This is a genomic window from Paraburkholderia sp. A1BS-2L, assembly GCF_051125205.1.
GTDB lineage: Bacteria > Pseudomonadota > Gammaproteobacteria > Burkholderiales > Burkholderiaceae > Paraburkholderia.
In genome coordinates, this window is the sequence record NZ_CP120429.1 from 1297414 (window position 1) to 1315826 (window position 18413).

Below are 18413 nucleotides of genomic sequence, written 5' to 3' on the forward strand. Positions count from 1 at the left end.
CTGAACATCGTAAGACCCTGATATCTCGCGGAAAAATTAGCGTCAGATGTCGATTACGCACCTGCCGCCGGAGGGCAGCGGCCCGGGCCTCGTGCTGCTGCAAGAGATTTTCGGCGTGAACGCATCCATGCGCGCGATGGCCGACCGTTATGCGGAAGAGGGCTACGTGGTGATGGTGCCCGATCTCTTCTGGCGGCTCGAGCCGGGCGTCGATCTGGGCTACGAGGGCGCCGACATGGCGAAGGCGCTCGCGCTCTACGACCGCTTCGACGTCGATCTCGCGATGGACGACATCGCGCAGACGCTCGCGGCGCTGCGCGCCCATCCCTCGCAGCGCGGCAAGGTCGGAGCGCTTGGCTACTGTCTGGGCGGGCGGCTTGCGTATCTGGCGGCGGCGCGCACTGACGTCGATTGCGCGATCGGCTACTACGCCGTGGCGCTCGAAAACTATCTGGACGAAGCCGGCAAGATCCACTGCCCGCTCATGCTGCATTTCGCTGCCGAGGACGGCTGGTGCGACGCGGCCACGCGCGCGCGCATCACGCAGGCGCTGGCGGGCAAGCCCGGCGTCGAGCTCTACACGTATCCGGGCTGCGATCACGCATTCGCGTCGAATGCGCGGCCCCAATTCGACAAGCCCGCCGCGATGATGGCGTACTCGCGTTCGCTCGCGATGCTGCGGCGCGTGCTCGGCCCCATCTACGACTTCAACGCGCTGTGGGAGCAGCACTGCTACCACGAGTTCGTCACGCGCAACCCCAGCGACGTCATGCCGACGATGGTGGCACAGCCCTACGTCAACCACATCCCGACGATGACGGGCGGCGTGGGCCACGACGAACTCAAGCGCTTCTACACGCACCATTTCGTGCATTCGAATCCCGCCGATACGCGCCTGATTCCGATCTCGCGCACGATCGGCTCGGACCGCGTAGTGGACGAGTTCATCTTCTGCTGCACGCACGACCGCGAGATCGACTGGCTGCTGCCCGGCCTCGCGCCCACCGGCAAGTACTTCGAGGTGCCGATGCTCGCCGTGATCTGCTTTCGCGGCAGCAAGCTCTATAACGAGCACATCTATTGGGACCAGGCGTCGGTGCTCGCGCAGATCGGCGCGATCGATCCGACCGGGCTGCCGATCGCGGGCGCCGCGAGCGCGAAGAAGCTGCTCGACGAAACGCTGCCGTCCAACACGCTCATGGCCGCGTGGAAGACGAGCGAAGGCAAGCCGTTCTGAGGCGCAGCCGGCGCGCGGGCCGCGCGTTTGCGGCGGCCCGCGCGGCGATCAGTTGAACGGGTTGTCGACGACGCCGGGTTTCGCGTCCGGCTCGTCCTTGACCTGCGCGGGCAAGTGCGGGTCGCCCTGGAGCTTCGCGACCACGGCGTCGAGCGCGGCCTTCAGCGCGAGCGCGGCGGCAAGGCCGCGCTTGTCGCGCGTGAGTTCGAGCGTGCCGGCGAGCGTCACGCGCGTGGTGCCGTTCGTGAGCGTGAGCGCGTCGCCCTGCACGTTCAGGACATCGTCGTCGTTTGCGTATGCGTCGAACACCTTCGGTTCCTCCTTGAGCGCGATGCGCGGGCCCGCATTATAAGCAGTCCAAACCCGTGCCAGGTCCGGCGTTTGCGGAGAAACAGGGGTGGGGTGTATACAGGTGAACGGCAGCGCCGCGATGACCGGCCCACCAACGGTGCGCGTCTGCGGCCCTCACGCCGCGAGGCGAGCCCGCTTATAAGCATGGTCCGGGATTCGTCGGCGACAGTGGTGAGCAGCGCAAGCTGCATCCCGTTCAGGAGATCGAGTCAATTGCGACGCATCCCATGGCGCTGTCGCTCACTAACCAGTGTGGAGCCGGCCATGGCGATGCGCAAGCACGAAGACAATCCCGAAGTATTTCCCAATGCCGCCGGCATCGATGTGGGGGCCTCGAGCCACTGGGTGGCAGTACCCCGGTCGGCAGCTGAAGAGCCGGTGCGCGAATTCGGCGCGATGACCGATGACCTGCACGCGCTGGCCGACTGGCTGCTCGCGTGCAAGGTTGATACGGTGGCACTGGAATCGACGGGCGTGTACTGGATCCCGGTGTACGAAGTGCTCGAGCAGCGCGGGCTGACGGTGTGGCTCGTTGACGCGCGGCAGATGAAGTACGTGCCAGGTCGCAAGAGCGACATCATGGACTGTCAATGGCTGCAAAAGCTCATGAGCCTGGGGCTGCTACGCGCGGCCTGGCGCCCTGGCGCGGACGTCTGCGTGGTGCGCGCGGTGGCACGCCAGCGCGAGGTGTTGCTCACCGAGCAGGGCAGTTGGGTGCAGCGCATGCAGAAGGCGCTCGTGCAGATGAACCTGCAGCTTGCCGAGGTGCTCAGCGACGTGATGGGTGTAACCGGACAGGCGATCGTGCGCGCAATCGTCGCTGGCGAGCGCGACCCGAAGGTACTGGCCAGACACCGTCACGGCCGCGTCAGGGCCAGTGCGGCCGAGATCGAGCGGGCGCTGACGGGCAACTGGCGCGACGAACACGTGTTCGTGCTCGGCCAGGCGCTCGCGATGTTCGACAGCCTCGCGCAGCGCATTCTCGAATGCGACGCGAAGATCGAGGCGCTGTTGATACCCCTCGGACGTCACGACCTCACGCTCGACGGTCCGGGCAAGCGCAGCGGCAAGAATGCGCCGCACTTTGATGCGCGCGCCGCACTGGCGCGTTGGGCGGGGGTGGACCTGACCCGCATCAACGGCCTGTCGGTCACCACCGTGATGACGATCCTCTCGGAGATCGGCCCCGACCTGAGCCGCTTTGCCAGCGTCAAGCACTTCTGCTCGTGGCTGGGGCTGTGTCCAGGCACGAAGATCAGCGGCGGCAAGGTATTGAGCGCGCGCACTCGACGCTCCACTAACCGGGTACGGCAGGCGCTGAAGCTTGCGGTCATGGGCCTGTCACGCAACGATTCGGCGCTCGGTGCGTTCTACCGGCGCCTCTGCGCGCGCATGGACAAGCCGCGCGCGAATACGGCGGTCGCCCACAAGCTCGCCCGAATGGTGTACTTCATGCTCACACGCGGCGAGGCCTTCGTCGACCAGGGGCAGCAGCGCTACGAAGACCAGCAGCGCGAACGCAGCATCGCCGCGCTCAGGCGCCGTGCCTCCGCACTGGGCTTCGAGATCACCCCGACCCCACGAGCCTGAAAACCCTCGGCTTTTTAATGTTTCTCAGGAGAAGCAGCCCGCTACGCCATCAAACATCTTCCCGAAAATCCGGCGTGTCTCCGGGCGGGGCGTCGTGGATGGCGCGTCGCGCGCCGTTCAAATTGACGTGAATCAGAACTGGCGCGCGAATCCGCTGCGCTTCGCGACAAACCCTTGATCATGACGCTCCTGCGCCGCGCGGCGCAGACATTCCTGCCGGTCGAACAAGGAGCGCGTCATGAGAACTTTATACGAGGGTGCCGGAATTGCCGTGGCCGTGGCCATCGTCGCCGCGTCCGCTGCAATGCTCGGCGCCTGCACGGTCACGCCGTGGCATGCGTCCGCGCCCGTGGCCGACGACGCGCCGGCTGCCGCCAGCGAGGCCGCCGCGTCTTCGTCCGCCACGAGCGCGACGCCGATCGAAACACCGGCTCCGGCTGTCGTGGCCGAGGTGCCGCCGTCGAGCGCCGCCGCCGAGTTTTATCGCGTCAAGGCCGGCGACACGCTCAGCCGCATTGCCGCCGCCCACAAGCAACGCGCCGCCGATATCGCCGCCTGGAACACGCTGCCCGCCTCGGGCACCGTGAAGGTAGGGCAACTGCTGCGCGTCGCGCCGCCCGCGAAATCCGCTGTCGCGGCACCCACACCCGCGTCCGCTCCAGCGCCTGCGAAGGGGCTGGCGGCCAGCGCATCGCCGCCGGCCGCCGCGCCTTCGGCCCTGGCTGCGCCAGCGCAGCCCGCCGCCGCTGGGCGTGCCGATGGGCGCGCCGAGGCGCGTTCCAATGCACGTGCCAATGCGCGCCTTGCCTGGCCGGTGAACGGGAGCGTCGTCACGCCGTTCGCGCCTGGCAAGCAGCGGGGCATCGTCATCGCGTGTGCGCCGGGCGCGCCCGTGAAAGCGGCCGCGGCGGGGCGCGTGATGTACGCCGGCAGCGGCATCAAGGGCTACGGCAAGCTCGTCATCGTCAAGCACGACGCGCACCTGATCACCGCGTATGGCCGCAACGGCAGGCTGCTCGTGAAGCAGGGCGACACCGTGAAGCTGGGCCAGCAGATCGCCACCAGCGGTGCGGACGCGGTGGGGGTGGGCGCGCTGCTGTTCGAAATGCGCGAGAACGGCAAACCGGTCGATCCGGTTGCGCAACTGCCGCGCAAGCAACCGTAGTTCAACGAGAGTGCGAAGCAAATGAACAGAAGGCAATTCATTGCGGCGGGTGGGCGGGCCGCTGCGTCGCTGGCATCGCTCACGGTGCTGGGCGCATGCACGACGACTGGGCCCGGCAATGCCGCAGATGCGGCAGAAAAGAACGCCCGCTTGCGCCGCGAGATCGATACGAATGTCGATGCCGCGCTGGCGCGTCTCTATGGCACGGTGAAGGGCTCGCGCGAGCTGGTGGGCAAGGCTAGCGCGGTGCTGGTGTTTCCCGAGGTGGTGGGCGCGGCCTTTGGCGTGGGCGGCGAATACGGGCGAGGCGCATTGCGCGCCGACGGCCGCTCCATCGGCTACTTCAGCACCACGGCGGGCTCGTTCGGCTTTCAGGTCGGCGCGCAGTCGCGCGCCGTTTTCTATGCGTTCATGACCCGGGGCGCATTGGAGCGCTTCAAGCGCAGCAGCGGCTGGAAGGCGGGCGCGGACGCCACCGTCGCGCTCGTGAAGATGGGCGTGAACGGGCAGATCGACACGACCACCGCCGTCAATCCGATCGAGGCTTTTGTGCTGACCAATGCCGGCCTGATGGCGGGCGCTTCGCTCGAAGGCACCAAGGTTTCGCGGCTGGATCTATAACGGCGCGCGCTGCGCCGGCTTCCGTCACGCGGTTCTTACCAGCCCCATTTGCGCACGGCAAATGTGCCGCCGTTGAACGACACCTTCGTCTGCGCGGCGACGTTTGCGGGAATGCCCGGGAATGCAATGCCGCTTTGCGCTTCGAGATCGCGCACCGAACGCACCTCATAGCGATCGTCGCTCGCGTTGTTCGCGACGATGGCGAACGCCAGCTGCTGCGAGGGCACGTAAACCACCTTGAAGATCTGCGTGGGCACCAGCACGCGAGACGCGCCGATCGTCTGCAACTGCGCGCCGGCGAAGAGCGGACCGGTCACGACATAAGCATCGCCGTATTTCGTCGCGAGCTTGCGCACCGCCGTTTCGATATGCGACCACAGCCGCTGATTGTTCTCGCGGTTCTGCGGCACGATGTTCGCGAGCGAGAACGATTCAGCCATCGCCTGGGGGTTCCAGCGGTTGCCGGCGGGGCTCATGTGGCCGCGGTCGAAGCCGCTGCGCTTGTAGTCGGCGAGCGTCGCGCCTTCGCCGGCGGGCAGGCGCTCGTCTTCGAAGAAGCGGTTCGTGCGCGTCATGTCCTTCGCGGCTTCGAGATGATCGCGCGTGAGGTGCTCCGCCGACCAGAGCGGTCCATGGGTGACGCCCGAGTGCAGCACCACGTAATCGGAGTAGCAGAGCATGCGCGTTTTCGGCGCCATGCGCGGATTGCTGAGCGTGGGGAACTGGCCGCCGGGAACGAATTGGGCGCAGGCGGACGTCGCGGGTACGGCAGGCGCAGCGAACGCATGGCCAGGGAGGGCCAGGGTCAGAGCCGCGCTCAGGCAGGCAAACAGCTTCTTCATCGGCAAATCGGGAAATCAGCGAGTCGGGGATGGCCCGCGAACGCGTGAGCCGTGCGCGCATCGTGCGCGCGCCGTCGCGCTCGTGAAAGGACCTGTAAGGGCGTGAGAGTATAGCGGGCGAGACTGGGCGCGGCCAACTCGAGCTCAGGTGCGCGCGCAGCAAAACAATGCGGCGCCGCCAGAAAGGCGACGCCGCAAGACAGGGGAACAGGAAGGGTGAAACGCGCGGGCTACGCGCGATGCATCAGTCCGCGAACAGGGCGTTTTCGGCGTGGACCATCTGGCGGTCCACGGCCTGCAGTCGCCATTGGCCTTCCATGTGCGCGTGCGAGGTTTCGCATGACCACGTGGCGTCGCCGTGGGCTGAACTGATCTCCTGGCGGCGGTTTACATGCAGGCCGCGCAGGGTGCAGAGCGGGGAATCGTCGAGCGGCGCGCATAGCGCCGTCACACCGTCTGCATCGCGCATCTCTCCCCATGCGGGAAGGTCGATGCCTTCGTGCGACTCGCGCGACCAGCGTTGCTGGTCGGTGTCGAGCCAGAGCACGGCAAAGTCGTGGTTCACAGTCGGGTCCGGACCGTTGATCAAAATAGTCAATCGCATGTGAGCTCCGAAATGGCTTCGAAAGGGCGCGCGGGCGGGCGCGCGAATCTGGCCGAAACCTAAGTCTAGGTCGGAAGATTCGGTGTTCAAGGCGTTTATTCAAATATTGGGATAGATCGGTCGCACAGGCCCGCCGCATAAGGGTGTCCAGCGTGTGCGGCAAGGCGTCGCCGGGCCAAAGGCCGTCCGGCTATCGGCGGGATTGAAAATCACAATTGGGAACACAAACGACATTTCCTAGATTGATAGAGCGGCGTAGACCGCGCTCATGCCCTGCTGCACCGCACGAAGATGCGCAGCGCCGCGTCCCCCCGAATCCGGAAGATTGAAGGAGGCATAGATGGCACAGCTCAAAGGCTCGAAGACGGAACAAAACCTCAAGGACGCCTTCGCGGGCGAATCGCAGGCGAATCGCCGCTACCTCTATTTCGCGGCCAAGGCCGATGTGGAAGGCCAGAACGACGTTGCCGCGCTGTTCCGCTCGACCGCCGAAGGCGAAACCGGCCACGCGCACGGCCACCTCGAGTATCTGGAAGCCGTAGGCGATCCGGCGACCGGCCTGCCGTTCGGCAGTTCGCGTCTGAATCTGCAGTCGGCGATCGCGGGCGAAACGCACGAATACACCGATATGTACCCCGGCATGGCCAAGGTCGCGCGCGACGAAGGCTTCGACGAAATCGCCAACTGGTTCGAGACGCTCGCCAAGGCGGAGCGCAGCCACGCGAACCGCTATACGAAGGCGCTGGAAGCGCTGGCCGACTAGGGCCGCGGTCAGGGCAAGGCGCCATTGCGCGCGCGAGGCTCGCCCGCGCGCGCTGCATCTCGTGCGTTTCTCGTGCGCCCGCGCGAACGCACCCTGATAACCAAAAGAAACAACTAGAACTGGAGACGTCATGCCCCACAAGGAAGGCAGTCTCGAAGCGCCGACCCGCCACCCGCTCGACTGGCGATCCGACGCGTTCTACGACCAGGCGCAGCTCGACACCGAGCTCGCGCGCGTGTTCGATATCTGCGCGGGTTGCAGGCGCTGCGTTTCGCTCTGCGGCGCGTTCCCGGCGCTGTTCGATCTCGTCGACGAAACCGACACCGGCGAAGCCGAAGACGTCGACAAGACGCAGTTTTCGAAAGTGGTCGATCAGTGCTATCTGTGCGACCTCTGCTACATGACGAAGTGTCCGTATGTGCCGCCGCATCCGTGGAACGTGGATTTCCCGCATCTGATGCTGCGCGCGAAGGCGATTCATTACCGCAACGGCGAGGTGCAGCTGCGCGACCGCGTGCTCTCGAACACCGACGCGCTCGGCCATCTCGCGGGCATTCCGGTGGTCACGCAAACCGTCAACGCGGTCAACGGCACGAAGGCGATGCGCGCGGTGATGGAAGACGCGCTGGGCGTGGACCGCCACGCGTGGCTGCCGTCGTTTGCCGCGCGCAAGTTCCGCAGCGCAGCAAGCAAGGCCACGGCGAGCGAGGTGCGCGACGGCGAGCGCACGCCGGGAAAGGTCGCGATCTACGCGACCTGCTACGTGAACTTCAACGAGCCGGGCATCGGCCACGACCTGCTGGCGGTGCTCGATCACAACGCCATCCCCTACGTGCTGGTGAAGAGCGAGGCGTGCTGCGGGATGCCGCTGCTCGAACAGGGCAACCTCGAAGGCGTGGCGAAGAAGCAGGCCGAAAACATGCCGGTGCTCGCGCAGTACGCGCGCGAAGGCTATGCGCTGCTGGGCGCGGTGCCGAGCTGCGTGCTGATGTACAAGCACGAACTGCCGCTGATGTTCCCCGACGACGCCGACACGCGCGCCGTGAGCGAAGCGTTCTGGGACCCGTTCGAGTACTTCGTGGCGCGCAACCGCGACGGCTTGCTGAAAACCGATTTCCGCACGCCGCTCGGCAACGTCTCGTATCACGTGCCTTGCCACGCGCGCGTGCAAAACATCGGCCGCAAGACCTCCGACCTGCTCTCGCTCGTGCCCGAAACCAAAGTCAACGTGGTCGAGCGCTGCTCGGGCCATGCGGGCACATTTGGCGTGAAGAGGGAATTTCACGCGATGGCGATGAAGATCGGCACGCCCGTGTTCAAGCAGATGGCGCAGGGCGAGCCCGATTTCATCTCCTCGGATTGCCAGCTCGCGGGGCATCACATCGCGCAGGGCATCGACGAGAACAAGCTCGGCAACGCCCAGGGCGGCCCGCCGCTCGCGCATCCGCTCACGCTGCTGCGCCGTGCCTATGGAATTTGATGAGGAAACCTGATGACGATCGCAAGAAATTCGCTGCTCTCGCTCGAAGCCTATGCGAAGCAGCGCAGCGAGATGCGCAACCGCATCATCGAGCACAAGAAGCGCCGCGCCGTGGCGCTGGGCAATCACCTGACCTTTCTCTTCGAAGACGAAGCGACGATCCGCTACCAGATCCAGGAGATGCTGCACATTGAAAAGATCTTCGAGGAAGACGGCATTCAGGGCGAGCTCGATGCCTATCTGCCGCTGGTGCCAGACGGCAGCAACCTCAAGGCCACGATGCAGATCGAGTACGAGAACGAGATCGAACGACGCGCGGCGCTGGCGCGGCTTATCGGCATTGAAGATCGCGTTTTTCTGCAGGTGGAGGGCGAGTCGCCCGTCTACGCCATCGCCGACGAAGACCTCGAGCGCGACAATGCCGAGAAGACCTCGGCGGTGCACTTCGTACGCTTCGAATTCACGCCGCAAATGAAGAAGCGCCTGCGCGACGGCGCGGCGCTCATGATCGGCTGCGATCATCCGAACTATCGCGTGCCCGACCAGATCATCGACTGCGACGTGCGCGACGCGCTCCTGAAGGATCTCGATTGAGGCTTCGAAGCCCTTCGCGCTTCATGCGCCTCACACGTTCTTGCGGTACATGACGAAGCCCGGCTTGTCGGCCACGCCGTCGTAAAGGCGCATGGCCGTGTGATTCGTCTCGTGCGTGTGCCAGTAGACGCGCGCCGAGTTCGAGGCCTTCGCGTGCGCATACACCGCTTCGATCAGCGCGCGTCCCACGCCCTTGCCGCGTGCGTCCTCGCGCGTGAACAGATCCTGCAAATAGCAGATCGGGCCATCGAGCGTGGTGTTGCGGTGGTAGATGAAGTGTACGAGACCCACCACGCGTTCGCCTTGCAGCGCGATGAACGCGTGGATGGGCTCGTAGCCGTCGAAGAAGCGCGTCCAGGTGGTCTGCGTGATCGCCTCGGGCAGCGCGGTCGGGCCTGAGCGGCCATAGAAGTGGTTATAGCCGTCCCAGAGCGGGCGCCATGCGTCGTAGTCGGCGGGCGTGACTTCGCGTACGTGGATCGTCGGACTCAAATTCGTTCTCCTTGGGGTGGGGGGGGCCGCAGCATCAGCGTATGCGATTTGTGGCACCATTGTTAGTCCCACTCAAGCCACAAAACATGGAGCCACGAGATTGGACTACGCGCTGATGATGGCCGCTTACGAGCGCCGTGCGCGCGCGAGCGCTTCACGACGCCTCACGCAACAAGACCTGCTCTACGAGAGCTTGCGCCGCGCGATTCTCGACGGCGACATCGTGTGCGGCACGCGCCTCGCTTCCAGCCGCACGCTGGCCGAGGAGCTGGGCATCGCCCGCAACTCGGTGCTCTATGCATATGAGCGGCTGGTGGAGGAAGGCTTCATCACGGCCACGCGCCATGGCTCCATCGTCAACGGCGTGAAGCCCGGCATTGCGCCGTCTGCCACGCGTGTGCCGCCGCACGACGCCGCCGCCGCGCCGCTGCTGTCGCGCCGCGTGCGCGAGTTGCCGCCGCGCCGGGCATCTGGCGACGGCGTGACGGCGTTGCGGCCCGGCACGCCCGCGCTCGACGCGTTTCCGCTTGCGCAGTGGCGCACGAGCGTCGAGCGCGCGATGCGCGAGGTGGACCCGGGCGAACTGGGCTACGGCGACAGCGCGGGCCTGCCGGTGCTGCGCCATGCCATCGCGCAATACGTGCGCGTGTCGCGCGGCGTGCGCTGCCAGCCCGAGCAGGTGTTCATCACGGACGGCACGCAAACGAGCCTCGCGCTGTGCGCGCGTTTGTTCGCCGACGAAGGCGAGCGCGTGTGGATCGAAAATCCGGGCTATCTGGGCGCGCGCGTGGCGATGGTGGCGGCCGGGCTCACACTTGTGCCGGTGCCGGTGGACGCCGCGGGCATGGCCGCGCGCGACGAGGACTGGCGCGCCGCGCCGCCGCGTCTCGTGTATCTCACGCCCTCGCATCAATATCCGCTCGGCTGTGTGTTGAGCCTCGAACGGCGTCTCGCGCTGATCGAGCAGGCGCGCGCGTGTGGAGCGTGGATCATCGAAGACGACTACGACAGCGAGCTGCGCCACGATGGCCCGCCGCTGCCGTCGATTCAGGGCCTCGCGGACGACACGCCCGTGATCTACCTGGGCACCTTCAGCAAGACGCTTTTTCCGGCGCTGCGCCTCGGCTTCATGATCGTGCCGCGCCAGGTCGTGGCGCAGGTCGCGGCGGCGCATCGCACGCTCATGCGCCAGGGCCGCGTGGCCGAGCAGGCGGCGCTTGCGGACTTCATCGAAAGCGGCCGCTACGCGCGGCATCTGCGCCGCATGCGCAAGCTCTACGAGACGCGCCGCGACGGCCTTGTGGCCGCAATCGAAAAACATCTCGCGGGCCTCATGACGGTGTCCGCCGATGCGGGCGGCATGCACCTGAGCGTGCGCCTGGATGCGCCGCTCGCCGACGTGGCCGTGAGCGAGGCGGCGCGTGCGCATGGTCTCGCGCTTTCGCCGCTCAGCGCGTTTTGCCTCGATGGCGAGGAGGGGCGCGACGCGGTCCGCTATAACGGCTTCCTGCTCGGCTATGCGGAGGCCACGCCCGAGGCATCGGACGCGCTCATGGCGGCGCTGGCGGGGGTGTTGGAGGAGATGCTTTCAACGGTGATGCCCTGGATGCGTGTTCACGCTATTCGATCTCATCGAGCGTGAGTCGTGTGGTATCGGCGCGAATCGCCTGGATAGTCCGCATCATCTGCAGCGGAGATCGGCAACGTAAAGGATTGCATTTAGCACCTGCAGGTTTTTCAGGCTGACATTGCCGCACCGTTCTGCATGGCGATGCCTGATCTGCCGATACGACTTGAATGCGTGCTGGATTTCATCATCGGATGCCGTGTGGGTCGTGCGCCATGTCAATAACAGTTAGTGTCTAATGATGCAGTATTTTTAGATGAGACTTTGAATATCAGAATTTCATTTTATAACTCAATTTCAATCCTGCTTGATAGCGAAATTGCTCCATGACATTTCGCGATTGTCCGCCTGAATAATCCTGTTTTAAATCCTGCGTCGTGCAAGCGCGCCGTCTGGATTGATTGATTCTTCACTACTGCATTTCACGAATTAATTTCAATCACTTGGTAGTGCATATCATAAAGAAAATCGTTTCAATATGACCGACCCACTCCTGAATCCCGACACCCCATCGCCAGATGCCGCGCAATCCGGTACGGCTTCAGCATCGAACTTATCCGCGCAAAGCTTGCCGCCGCGCATTATCGTTGGCTCGGGGTAAGGCCCGCTGGTCTTCGATCTCACGAGCGAACTGATCTGCGTGAAGCAACAGCCGCTGCACGGCGTCGTCATCTTCGTGCATGGCGTGAACTCCGAGGGCGAGTGGTTCGAAGGCGCCGAGCAGTGGCTGTGTGAGGGGTTGAACCGCCGGCTCGCCCGGCTGGACGACCAGATGAAGCACAAGGGTGTCGTCGGCGGTCAGCTCTCACCCGTCGCGTATACCGAAAGCCTGACGCCGGAAGGTTTTCTCAATCCCAAACTGTGGGCTAAAACCTACATCAAACCCGACCCATCGTTCTCGCCTGTCATTCATTTCCGTTGGGGCTACAAGGCCAACCCGGAAGAACTGAAAGAGTATGGCGACAAGATCTTCCTGAACGAGCAGGACTACTGGGGCGGTGGCCCGTTCGTCAACGGCTGTTCCAGCCTGCCTGACCTGTGGAGCGAGGGCCTCGACGACCGCATTTTCGGGTTTCTTTCCGTGCAGGCCATGAATCCGACGCCGCGCGCCATATACCGCACCCCGCCGCGCACCTACGGCGTGCTCGCGGCGCTGCGGCTCGCGCGGCTCGTGCAGTCGATCCGGAAGATGCAGGCCAATGTGCCGATCACGATCGTCTGCCACAGTAAGCGTCGCGAACACCGGCACAGGTCTCGAAAGCTGGTCGCAACGTGAAATGCGCGACGCCCAGAAACGCAACGGCCGGCAGACCTACGAGGCGCGCACCGGAACGCTGCGGGCCTTCCTCGACATCATGCGTGCGCGCACCGCCTTCGAAATGCCGCCCGACAAGGTCGATGAGGACATGGCCAACACGCGCACGTCGGAGTCGGGCGGCAAACCGTACACGGCCGCCGCCGACCGCGCTGCCCACGGACTGAATGGCTACACCTATGGCCGGGTCACGCTGTATTGCTGCCCGCATGACCAGGTGATTTCGGCCTCCACGGTTCAGGGCAACGGCTGGCGCGGACTGGGGCGCGTGAGCAACAAATACAACAAGGATATCGACCCGCACAAGGCCATGCCCAATGACGAACTGGCTGATATCGGCGCACAGGGGGTGTTGACCCAGCGCGTATTCGCAAGCGGCTTCGAAGTAGGCAAGCACGCCGAGTATCACTACTGGGAAAACGACTGGCGCCACACCGGCGCGAAGACGTCGGGGTTCTGGTTCCCGGCTTCACCGACGGCGAAATATGGCATCAAACGCGCATGGAGCGCCAACGAGAACTACGTGGCGAAGCTCGCCACCACCGCAACCGCGCCACTGCTTTACATCGTGACGCTGGCGACGTCGGCCTTCAACCTGCTGCCGGTCAACGCCGATCCGCCGAAGGGCTGGATGGTCACGGCCGATGCGCCGCCGCTCGACGAGACGTTTGCGCCACGGGCGCTTCGGTACGGCAAGCCGGTCCACGTCAGCGATGGCGACGCCCAAAGCAATTTCAACGAGGATAACGATCCGCCCGCAGCGGCCCGCAATGCGAACAAGCTGGACAGGAACGCTGACGATCCCTACGACAACTACAAGACCGTGCAGGCCGATCAGAAGGCGGCTGGCAACGTCAGCAGCGAGGCGTCGCAGCGCTACGAGGACCACGCGATCCTGCGCATGCGCGTGCGCGCCGATCGCAATTCAGCGTGGATCGACGGCGACGGCAACGTGATCGGCGAGGACGGCAAGAGCGCCTTGCCCGAGGGCTACGCGGAGTGGCGCAACGAGCAGGTCACGCAAATCCTGGACGACAGCCGGAACAACAACCCGACCAACCACTCGACCATCATGACGAACCCGATGCATGCGAGGAAGGCGCTTGCATATGACATGGCAGTCGGGTTGTGCTACCTGTCGCCCGAGCAGATGACCGACTTGCGACGCGAAGCGGACTGGCGGTTTGGGAAGGGGATGGATGATGCCAATCCAAACAAGAAGTACTGGGAGTATTTCTACAAAGGCGTTATGGGTGGTGACTCGCTGACTCAATGGCTCGCGAATGACGAAGAGGGGCGTATGCCGGAGAAGATCATCGACGAACGCGAGGGCCAGTTCTATCTGAATCTCGGAGCCCAGGTATGAGCGCGCTGATTTCGACGTGGCAGCGCCGGCTGGTTCTCGCCGCGCTGGTGATGATTCTGGGTGCCGTCATCATGTTCGTATGGAGTATCGAATCCGGCAACCCGCCGGCCTCAGCATTGACTACAGGAGAATGGATGAAACGACTGGTTGCAATCCCCATCTTGATGGCCTTTACGACGTTTGCCTTCGCGACGTCCGCCATGATGCCTATGCCCGCCCGGGCGGCCACGCCCAGCGCTGATGCGGCGCCGGCGGCTTCCGCGAAACCCTTAATGGCGCAGGTCATGGGGATCGAATGGCTGAATCCGCTGCAGCGTCGCGACTATCCGACCGAGTGGCAGTTGCTGTGGGCACTGAAGCTGGTCGGGGCGAACAGGAACGACGACATGGTGCGGACCGATCCGAAGTCATTCACCACGCTGCAGTCGGTAGCCGGAGTTGCCTACGGCAATCGCGGCACGGAAACTTTCAAAGGCTACTACCACAAATATGTGGACGAGTTGCTTGGGAAGTTTGGCACCCGCTACGTGATGCACGCGAAGTACTTCTACACGGTCAAACCCGACAACAGGAAGGACTGGCGGGAACTGGCGGGAATTCACGTCGAGTTCGCCATTCCCGATCGCCTGGATCCCGTCGAAGCGCAGACTTACTTGCGCAAAAGCGTCATCGGCATGTTCAACATCGGGAACAAATCCTTCCCCAGCCTCTGGAGCCGCGACACGCCCCCCGACGTGCGCGTAACCCCCGGCGGCGCCAACGCCGGCTTCACCTCATTGAACAACGCGCTGGACTACCTCGAGGCGAACCCCGACAAAAGCGTCTGGGTGATGAACTGGGACGCGCCAAGCTTTCCGCCGAAAGACGCCCAGATCAACGAAAACATGGTGCTGCTGTTCCTCGCGGGCCCGCAGATGAAGACCGAACGCGCGCCGCTGGCCTGGATCGGCCGCGCAGCCACCGGAAACGTTCAGGATTTCGAAAAGAAGGTCGGCACGACGCGCGCGGTCGAGGCATGGAAAGCAACCATCGCCACAGCCGCTCACAACGCGAACGTATCGGTACCCGATATCCGCTACACGATCCACGATGCGGGCAAGGGCAGCGATGCCTCCTCGTCACGCATCGGCCCGCTCGGTCGCACTCTGACCGAAACGATGCTGGAGTTCGATTTCCAAAAACAGACCTTCAACACGCCGGCGTTGCTCGGCGAAATGGGCGCGGGCACCGCGCTCACCGATGTGGCGCTGGCAATCAGCCGCGCGAACCACTTGGGCGAAACTGTACTCGTGGCTGGCACCACAGACGCGGGGCATCCCGTTGCAGTGGTCGTGACGCCGCCGCCCCAGATCGTGCCGATCGACCCCGACGCGGACTGGTTCCGCGCACGCGGCGAGAACAACGCCTATCTGCCGTGGTGGGGCCGCCGCTACGACACGAAGTATGGCCAGCAGGGCTGGTCGTGGTGAACCAGGAGACACGAATCATGAGAGGCATCATTCGCGTGAGAGACGCGACCAGCCACAGCGGCCACTTCGAAGCCGGCGGCCACAAGACCACGTGCGGCGCGATATGGATTTCCAGTCTGCTGCACTCTGGCCGCAACTGATGACGGAGGTGGCTTTTTAGGGCGGAAGAAGTTCGCCGGGATCGAGCGCGCGCAGCCGCCTGATATTTCGCGCTCGTCGAGGGTGAACTCGGATAACGTGAACACGCTCTAAAGCATCTCCATCACCCGGTGATACATCATGCCGATCTCGAGTGCGGGCCTGCGCCACGACGGTCCGCCCGGGAAGCGCGCGTGACGCACGCGCGAAAACAGATCGAACGCCGCGCGCTCGCCCGCAATCGCCTGGGCAACCACGCGCCCCGCGATGCCCGTGAGCGCCACGCCGTGCCCTGAAAAGCCTTGCACGTAGTAATAATTCGGGTCGACCGCACCGAAGTCGGGCGCGCGATTGCGCGTGACGTCCACGAAGCCGCCCCATGCGTAGTCCACGTTCACGCCTTCGAGTTGCGGGAACACGTCGGTCATGCGCCGCTTCATCGCCTCGGTGAGTTGTGCGGGCGCCGCGCCGGTGGAATCGGCGCGGCCGCCGAACAGCAGCCGGACATCGGCGGACAGGCGGAAATAGTCGAGAAAGAAGTTGTTGTCGCAAATGGCCGCGCGGCCGGGAATGAGCGCTTGCGCGCGCGCCCGCCCGAGCGGTTCAGTCGCGATGATGTACGAAGCGATGGGCGCGATGCGCGCCGCAATGGGCGCGGGCAGCACGCCGCCGGGCGCGGCGTTGCAGCACGACACCACGAAGCGGCAGCGCACCTCGCCGCGCGCGGTCCTCACGACCGGCCGCGCGCCGCGCGCCACATCGAGTGCGCGCGAGTGGGCGAACAGTCGCGCGCCTTCGTTGCGCGCCGCATCGGCGAGGCCGAGGCAGTACTTGAGCGGATGCAGATGCCCCGAGAACGGATCGTGGACACCCGCCAGATAGCTGTGCGAATTTACGCGCGCACGCGTGGCGTCGGTGTCGAGCCATTCGAGCTTGTCGTAGCCCCAGCGCGTGCGCGCGGCGTCCATCCATGCGCGCAGGTGAGGCACGCGCTTGGGCTTCGTGGCGACCGTCACATAGCCCGGCGTGAAATCGCAGTCGATGCCATGGCGCGCGATGCGCTCGCGCACCAGCGCCACGCCCTCGATGGACAGCGCCCATGCCGCGCGTATGCCCATGTCGCCAAGCTGTTTTTCCAGCACCTCGTCTTTCGCAAAGCCCACCAGCGTCTGGCCGCCGTTGCGCCCCGAGGCGCCCCAGCCAGGCCGATGCGCGTCGAGCACGGCGACCGAGAGCCCGCGCGCGCGGCACTCCAGCGCCACCGAAAGTCCCGCGAAGCCTGCGCCGATCACGCAAACATCGGCGTCGATCATGCCTTCCAGCACGGGGTCGTCGTCGGCGGGGCGCGTGGCGGTGGCTTCGTAGTACGAGTCGCGGGCGAGCAGGTCCGCCTGGGCGTCGAGGTCGAGAGTCATCAGAGCAAATCCTTCATTCGATACCATGCCATCGCGAGCACGAGGGCAGGGGTTCGCAGTGTAGCGCCGCCGGGAAAGTCGCGGTGGCGGATCTTGCCGAACAGGTCGAAGCGCGCGGCCTGGCCGTGAATCGCTTCGGCAATCAGCGTGCCTGCGAGGCCCGTGGTGTTCACGCCGTGGCCGGAGAAGCCTTGCGCGAAATACACGGTAGGGGAAAGGCGGCCGAAATGCGGCGCGCGGTTCATCGTGATGTCGACGAAGCCGCCCCACGCGTAGTCGACTTTCACGTCGGCGAGTTGCGGGAAGGTTTTGAGCATGTCGGCGCGCATCGCAACGCCCAGGTTGTGCGGAGCGAGCTTCGAATAGCTGACCTTGCCGCCCCACAGGAGCCGCGTGTCGGGCGCGGGGCGGAAGTAGTCGAGCACGAAGCGGCTGTCGCACACGGCGGCCTGCGCCGGCATCAACGCCGCCATGCGTTGCGCGCCGAGCGCTTCGGTGGCGATTACGTAGGTGCCGACCGGCATGATCTTGCGCGCGAGTTGCGGCGCCAGCGCACCGAGATACGTGTTGCACGCGAGCACGACGAACTTCGCGCGCACCTGGCCCTGCGCCGTTTCGACGACGTGCCCGCCATGCTCGTCGCGAATGCGCGTGACCGCGCTGTCCTCGAAGATTTGCACGCCCGCTTCGCGCGCCGCCCGTGCGAGTCCGAGCGTGTAGTTGAGCGGATGCAGATGCCCGCTATCAGGATCGTAAAGGCCGCCGCGATAGCGCGCCGAATTCACGTACCGGCCCACGCCTTCGCCATCGACGTAACGGAACCGGTCGTAGCCGAAGCGCGTCGCGGCTTCGTCGCGCGAGCGCTTGAGGTCGTCCACGTCGCGCGGCTTGTTCGCGGCGGTGAAGTAGCCCGGCGTGAGCGCGCAATCGATCTGGTGCCGGGCCACGCGCGACTTCACGATGTCGAGCGTTTCGAGGCCCATCGCCCAGATCTGCTTGATCTCGTCTTCATTCATGAATTGCGCGAACGTGTGCAAGCCGCAGGCGAAGCCGCCGATCAGCTGGCCGCCGTTGCGTCCGCTCGCGGCCCAGCCAACCCGCGAAGCTTCGAGCAGCGCGACGCGATAGCCGCGTTCGGCAAGATTGAGCGCCGCCGAAACGCCCGTGAGACCCGCGCCGATCACGCAGACATCGGCGTCCAGCGCGCCTTGCAGCACGGGGTGGCGGGTCGTGTCATTGATGCTGGCCGCGTACCACGACGGCGCATGAGGCTGATTGGCGAATTTGAGCATAGGGGATACAAAAAAAGCGGGCGGCGGCATGCGCGCCGCCGCCCGCTGCGCA

General features: G+C 65.0%; 16 protein-coding genes and 1 pseudogene. 11 read left to right on the plus strand and 6 right to left on the minus strand.

Going from position 1 to position 18413, the window contains the following annotated elements; translation table 11 throughout:
- The first annotated feature begins 46 nt into the window (after positions 1 to 46).
- Complete coding sequence (locus P5W98_RS20590) at positions 47 to 1237, plus strand: dienelactone hydrolase family protein (protein WP_421026238.1); 1191 nt, start codon at positions 47 to 49, stop codon at positions 1235 to 1237.
- A 48-nt stretch (positions 1238 to 1285) separates the two neighbouring features.
- On the opposite strand, the gene P5W98_RS20595 is transcribed toward P5W98_RS20590, so the two are convergent.
- Positions 1286 to 1546: a hypothetical protein gene (locus tag P5W98_RS20595; RefSeq protein WP_421026237.1), complete on the minus strand. Its 261-nt coding sequence runs from the start codon at positions 1544 to 1546 to the stop codon at positions 1286 to 1288.
- Between the two features lie 306 nt (positions 1547 to 1852).
- Between P5W98_RS20595 and P5W98_RS20600 the strand changes: the two genes are divergently transcribed.
- From P5W98_RS20600 to P5W98_RS20610, 3 genes are all read left to right on the plus strand, one after another.
- Complete coding sequence (locus tag P5W98_RS20600) at positions 1853 to 3178, plus strand: IS110 family transposase (RefSeq protein ID WP_421023385.1); 1326 nt, start codon at positions 1853 to 1855, stop codon at positions 3176 to 3178.
- Between the two features lie 238 nt (positions 3179 to 3416).
- A complete protein-coding gene (locus tag P5W98_RS20605; RefSeq protein ID WP_421026236.1) occupies positions 3417 to 4343 on the plus strand; it encodes a peptidoglycan DD-metalloendopeptidase family protein in 927 nt (308 codons plus the stop codon).
- A gap of 21 nt (positions 4344 to 4364) precedes the next feature.
- The gene (locus P5W98_RS20610; protein ID WP_421026235.1) at positions 4365 to 4964 is read left to right on the plus strand and encodes a BPSL1445 family SYLF domain-containing lipoprotein; all 600 of its coding nucleotides are present in this window, start codon (positions 4365 to 4367) and stop codon (positions 4962 to 4964) included.
- Between the two features lie 35 nt (positions 4965 to 4999).
- On the opposite strand, the gene P5W98_RS20615 is transcribed toward P5W98_RS20610, so the two are convergent.
- Positions 5000 to 5806, minus strand: a complete 807-nt coding sequence (locus P5W98_RS20615; RefSeq protein WP_421026234.1) for a DNA/RNA non-specific endonuclease — start codon at positions 5804 to 5806, stop codon at positions 5000 to 5002.
- A 244-nt stretch (positions 5807 to 6050) separates the two neighbouring features.
- The gene (locus P5W98_RS20620) at positions 6051 to 6410 is read right to left on the minus strand and encodes a DUF3564 domain-containing protein (protein WP_421026233.1); all 360 of its coding nucleotides are present in this window, start codon (positions 6408 to 6410) and stop codon (positions 6051 to 6053) included.
- A gap of 340 nt (positions 6411 to 6750) precedes the next feature.
- On the opposite strand from P5W98_RS20620, the gene P5W98_RS20625 reads away from it, so the two are divergent.
- From P5W98_RS20625 to P5W98_RS20635, 3 genes are all read left to right on the plus strand, one after another.
- Positions 6751 to 7173, plus strand: coding sequence for a rubrerythrin family protein (locus tag P5W98_RS20625; protein ID WP_421026232.1), 423 nt, complete (start codon positions 6751 to 6753; stop codon positions 7171 to 7173).
- Between the two features lie 130 nt (positions 7174 to 7303).
- Complete coding sequence (locus P5W98_RS20630; protein ID WP_421026231.1) at positions 7304 to 8653, plus strand: heterodisulfide reductase-related iron-sulfur binding cluster; 1350 nt, start codon at positions 7304 to 7306, stop codon at positions 8651 to 8653.
- A 12-nt stretch (positions 8654 to 8665) separates the two neighbouring features.
- The gene (locus tag P5W98_RS20635; protein WP_421026230.1) at positions 8666 to 9247 is read left to right on the plus strand and encodes a DUF3501 family protein; all 582 of its coding nucleotides are present in this window, start codon (positions 8666 to 8668) and stop codon (positions 9245 to 9247) included.
- Between the two features lie 30 nt (positions 9248 to 9277).
- Here P5W98_RS20635 and P5W98_RS20640 read toward each other — a convergent pair whose 3' ends face one another.
- Positions 9278 to 9739: a GNAT family N-acetyltransferase gene (locus P5W98_RS20640; protein WP_421026229.1), complete on the minus strand. Its 462-nt coding sequence runs from the start codon at positions 9737 to 9739 to the stop codon at positions 9278 to 9280.
- Between the two features lie 100 nt (positions 9740 to 9839).
- Here P5W98_RS20640 and P5W98_RS20645 point away from each other — a divergent pair, with 100 nt between their 5' ends.
- From P5W98_RS20645 to P5W98_RS20660, 4 genes and pseudogenes are all read left to right on the plus strand, one after another.
- The gene (locus P5W98_RS20645) at positions 9840 to 11381 is read left to right on the plus strand and encodes a PLP-dependent aminotransferase family protein (RefSeq protein WP_421026228.1); all 1542 of its coding nucleotides are present in this window, start codon (positions 9840 to 9842) and stop codon (positions 11379 to 11381) included.
- 592 nt (positions 11382 to 11973) lie between these two features.
- A pseudogene (locus tag P5W98_RS20650) lies at positions 11974 to 14047 on the plus strand (T6SS effector phospholipase Tle3 domain-containing protein).
- Positions 14044 to 15516, plus strand: a complete 1473-nt coding sequence (locus tag P5W98_RS20655; protein ID WP_421026227.1) for a virulence factor — start codon at positions 14044 to 14046, stop codon at positions 15514 to 15516. The pseudogene P5W98_RS20650 and the gene P5W98_RS20655 overlap by 4 nt, the downstream one beginning before the upstream one ends.
- Before the next feature lie 17 nt (positions 15517 to 15533).
- A complete protein-coding gene (locus P5W98_RS20660) occupies positions 15534 to 15656 on the plus strand; it encodes a hypothetical protein (RefSeq protein WP_421026226.1) in 123 nt (40 codons plus the stop codon).
- A 108-nt stretch (positions 15657 to 15764) separates the two neighbouring features.
- Here the strand turns inward: P5W98_RS20660 and P5W98_RS20665 are convergent, their stop codons facing one another.
- Together P5W98_RS20665 and P5W98_RS20670 are read right to left on the minus strand one after the other, a co-directional pair.
- Entirely contained in the window at positions 15765 to 17069 is a 1305-nt protein-coding gene (locus P5W98_RS20665) for an NAD(P)/FAD-dependent oxidoreductase (protein WP_421026225.1), read from the minus strand.
- On the minus strand, positions 17069 to 18361 hold the full coding sequence (locus P5W98_RS20670; RefSeq protein ID WP_421026224.1) for an NAD(P)/FAD-dependent oxidoreductase: 1293 nt from the start codon (positions 18359 to 18361) through the stop codon (positions 17069 to 17071). Before P5W98_RS20670 ends, P5W98_RS20665 begins: the two co-directional genes overlap by 1 nt.
- Positions 18362 to 18413 lie beyond the last annotated feature (52 nt).

Excerpts from the sequence above, each read along its gene's own strand:
- P5W98_RS20635 (WP_421026230.1), top strand. The coding sequence starts at position 8,666 with ATGACGATCGCAAGAAATTCGCTGCTCTCGCTCGAAGCCTATGCGAAG.
- P5W98_RS20590 (WP_421026238.1), top strand. The coding sequence starts at position 47 with ATGTCGATTACGCACCTGCCGCCGGAGGGCAGCGGCCCGGGCCTCGTG.
- P5W98_RS20620 (WP_421026233.1), bottom strand. The coding sequence starts at position 6,410 with ATGCGATTGACTATTTTGATCAACGGTCCGGACCCGACTGTGAACCAC.
- P5W98_RS20655 (WP_421026227.1), top strand. The coding sequence starts at position 14,044 with ATGAGCGCGCTGATTTCGACGTGGCAGCGCCGGCTGGTTCTCGCCGCG.
- P5W98_RS20600 (WP_421023385.1), top strand. The coding sequence starts at position 1,853 with ATGGCGATGCGCAAGCACGAAGACAATCCCGAAGTATTTCCCAATGCC.
- P5W98_RS20660 (WP_421026226.1), top strand. The coding sequence starts at position 15,534 with ATGAGAGGCATCATTCGCGTGAGAGACGCGACCAGCCACAGCGGCCAC.
- P5W98_RS20670 (WP_421026224.1), bottom strand. The coding sequence starts at position 18,361 with ATGCTCAAATTCGCCAATCAGCCTCATGCGCCGTCGTGGTACGCGGCC.
- P5W98_RS20665 (WP_421026225.1), bottom strand. The coding sequence starts at position 17,069 with ATGACTCTCGACCTCGACGCCCAGGCGGACCTGCTCGCCCGCGACTCG.
- P5W98_RS20610 (WP_421026235.1), top strand. The coding sequence starts at position 4,365 with ATGAACAGAAGGCAATTCATTGCGGCGGGTGGGCGGGCCGCTGCGTCG.
- P5W98_RS20630 (WP_421026231.1), top strand. The coding sequence starts at position 7,304 with ATGCCCCACAAGGAAGGCAGTCTCGAAGCGCCGACCCGCCACCCGCTC.
- P5W98_RS20625 (WP_421026232.1), top strand. The coding sequence starts at position 6,751 with ATGGCACAGCTCAAAGGCTCGAAGACGGAACAAAACCTCAAGGACGCC.
- P5W98_RS20605 (WP_421026236.1), top strand. The coding sequence starts at position 3,417 with ATGAGAACTTTATACGAGGGTGCCGGAATTGCCGTGGCCGTGGCCATC.
- P5W98_RS20615 (WP_421026234.1), bottom strand. The coding sequence starts at position 5,806 with ATGAAGAAGCTGTTTGCCTGCCTGAGCGCGGCTCTGACCCTGGCCCTC.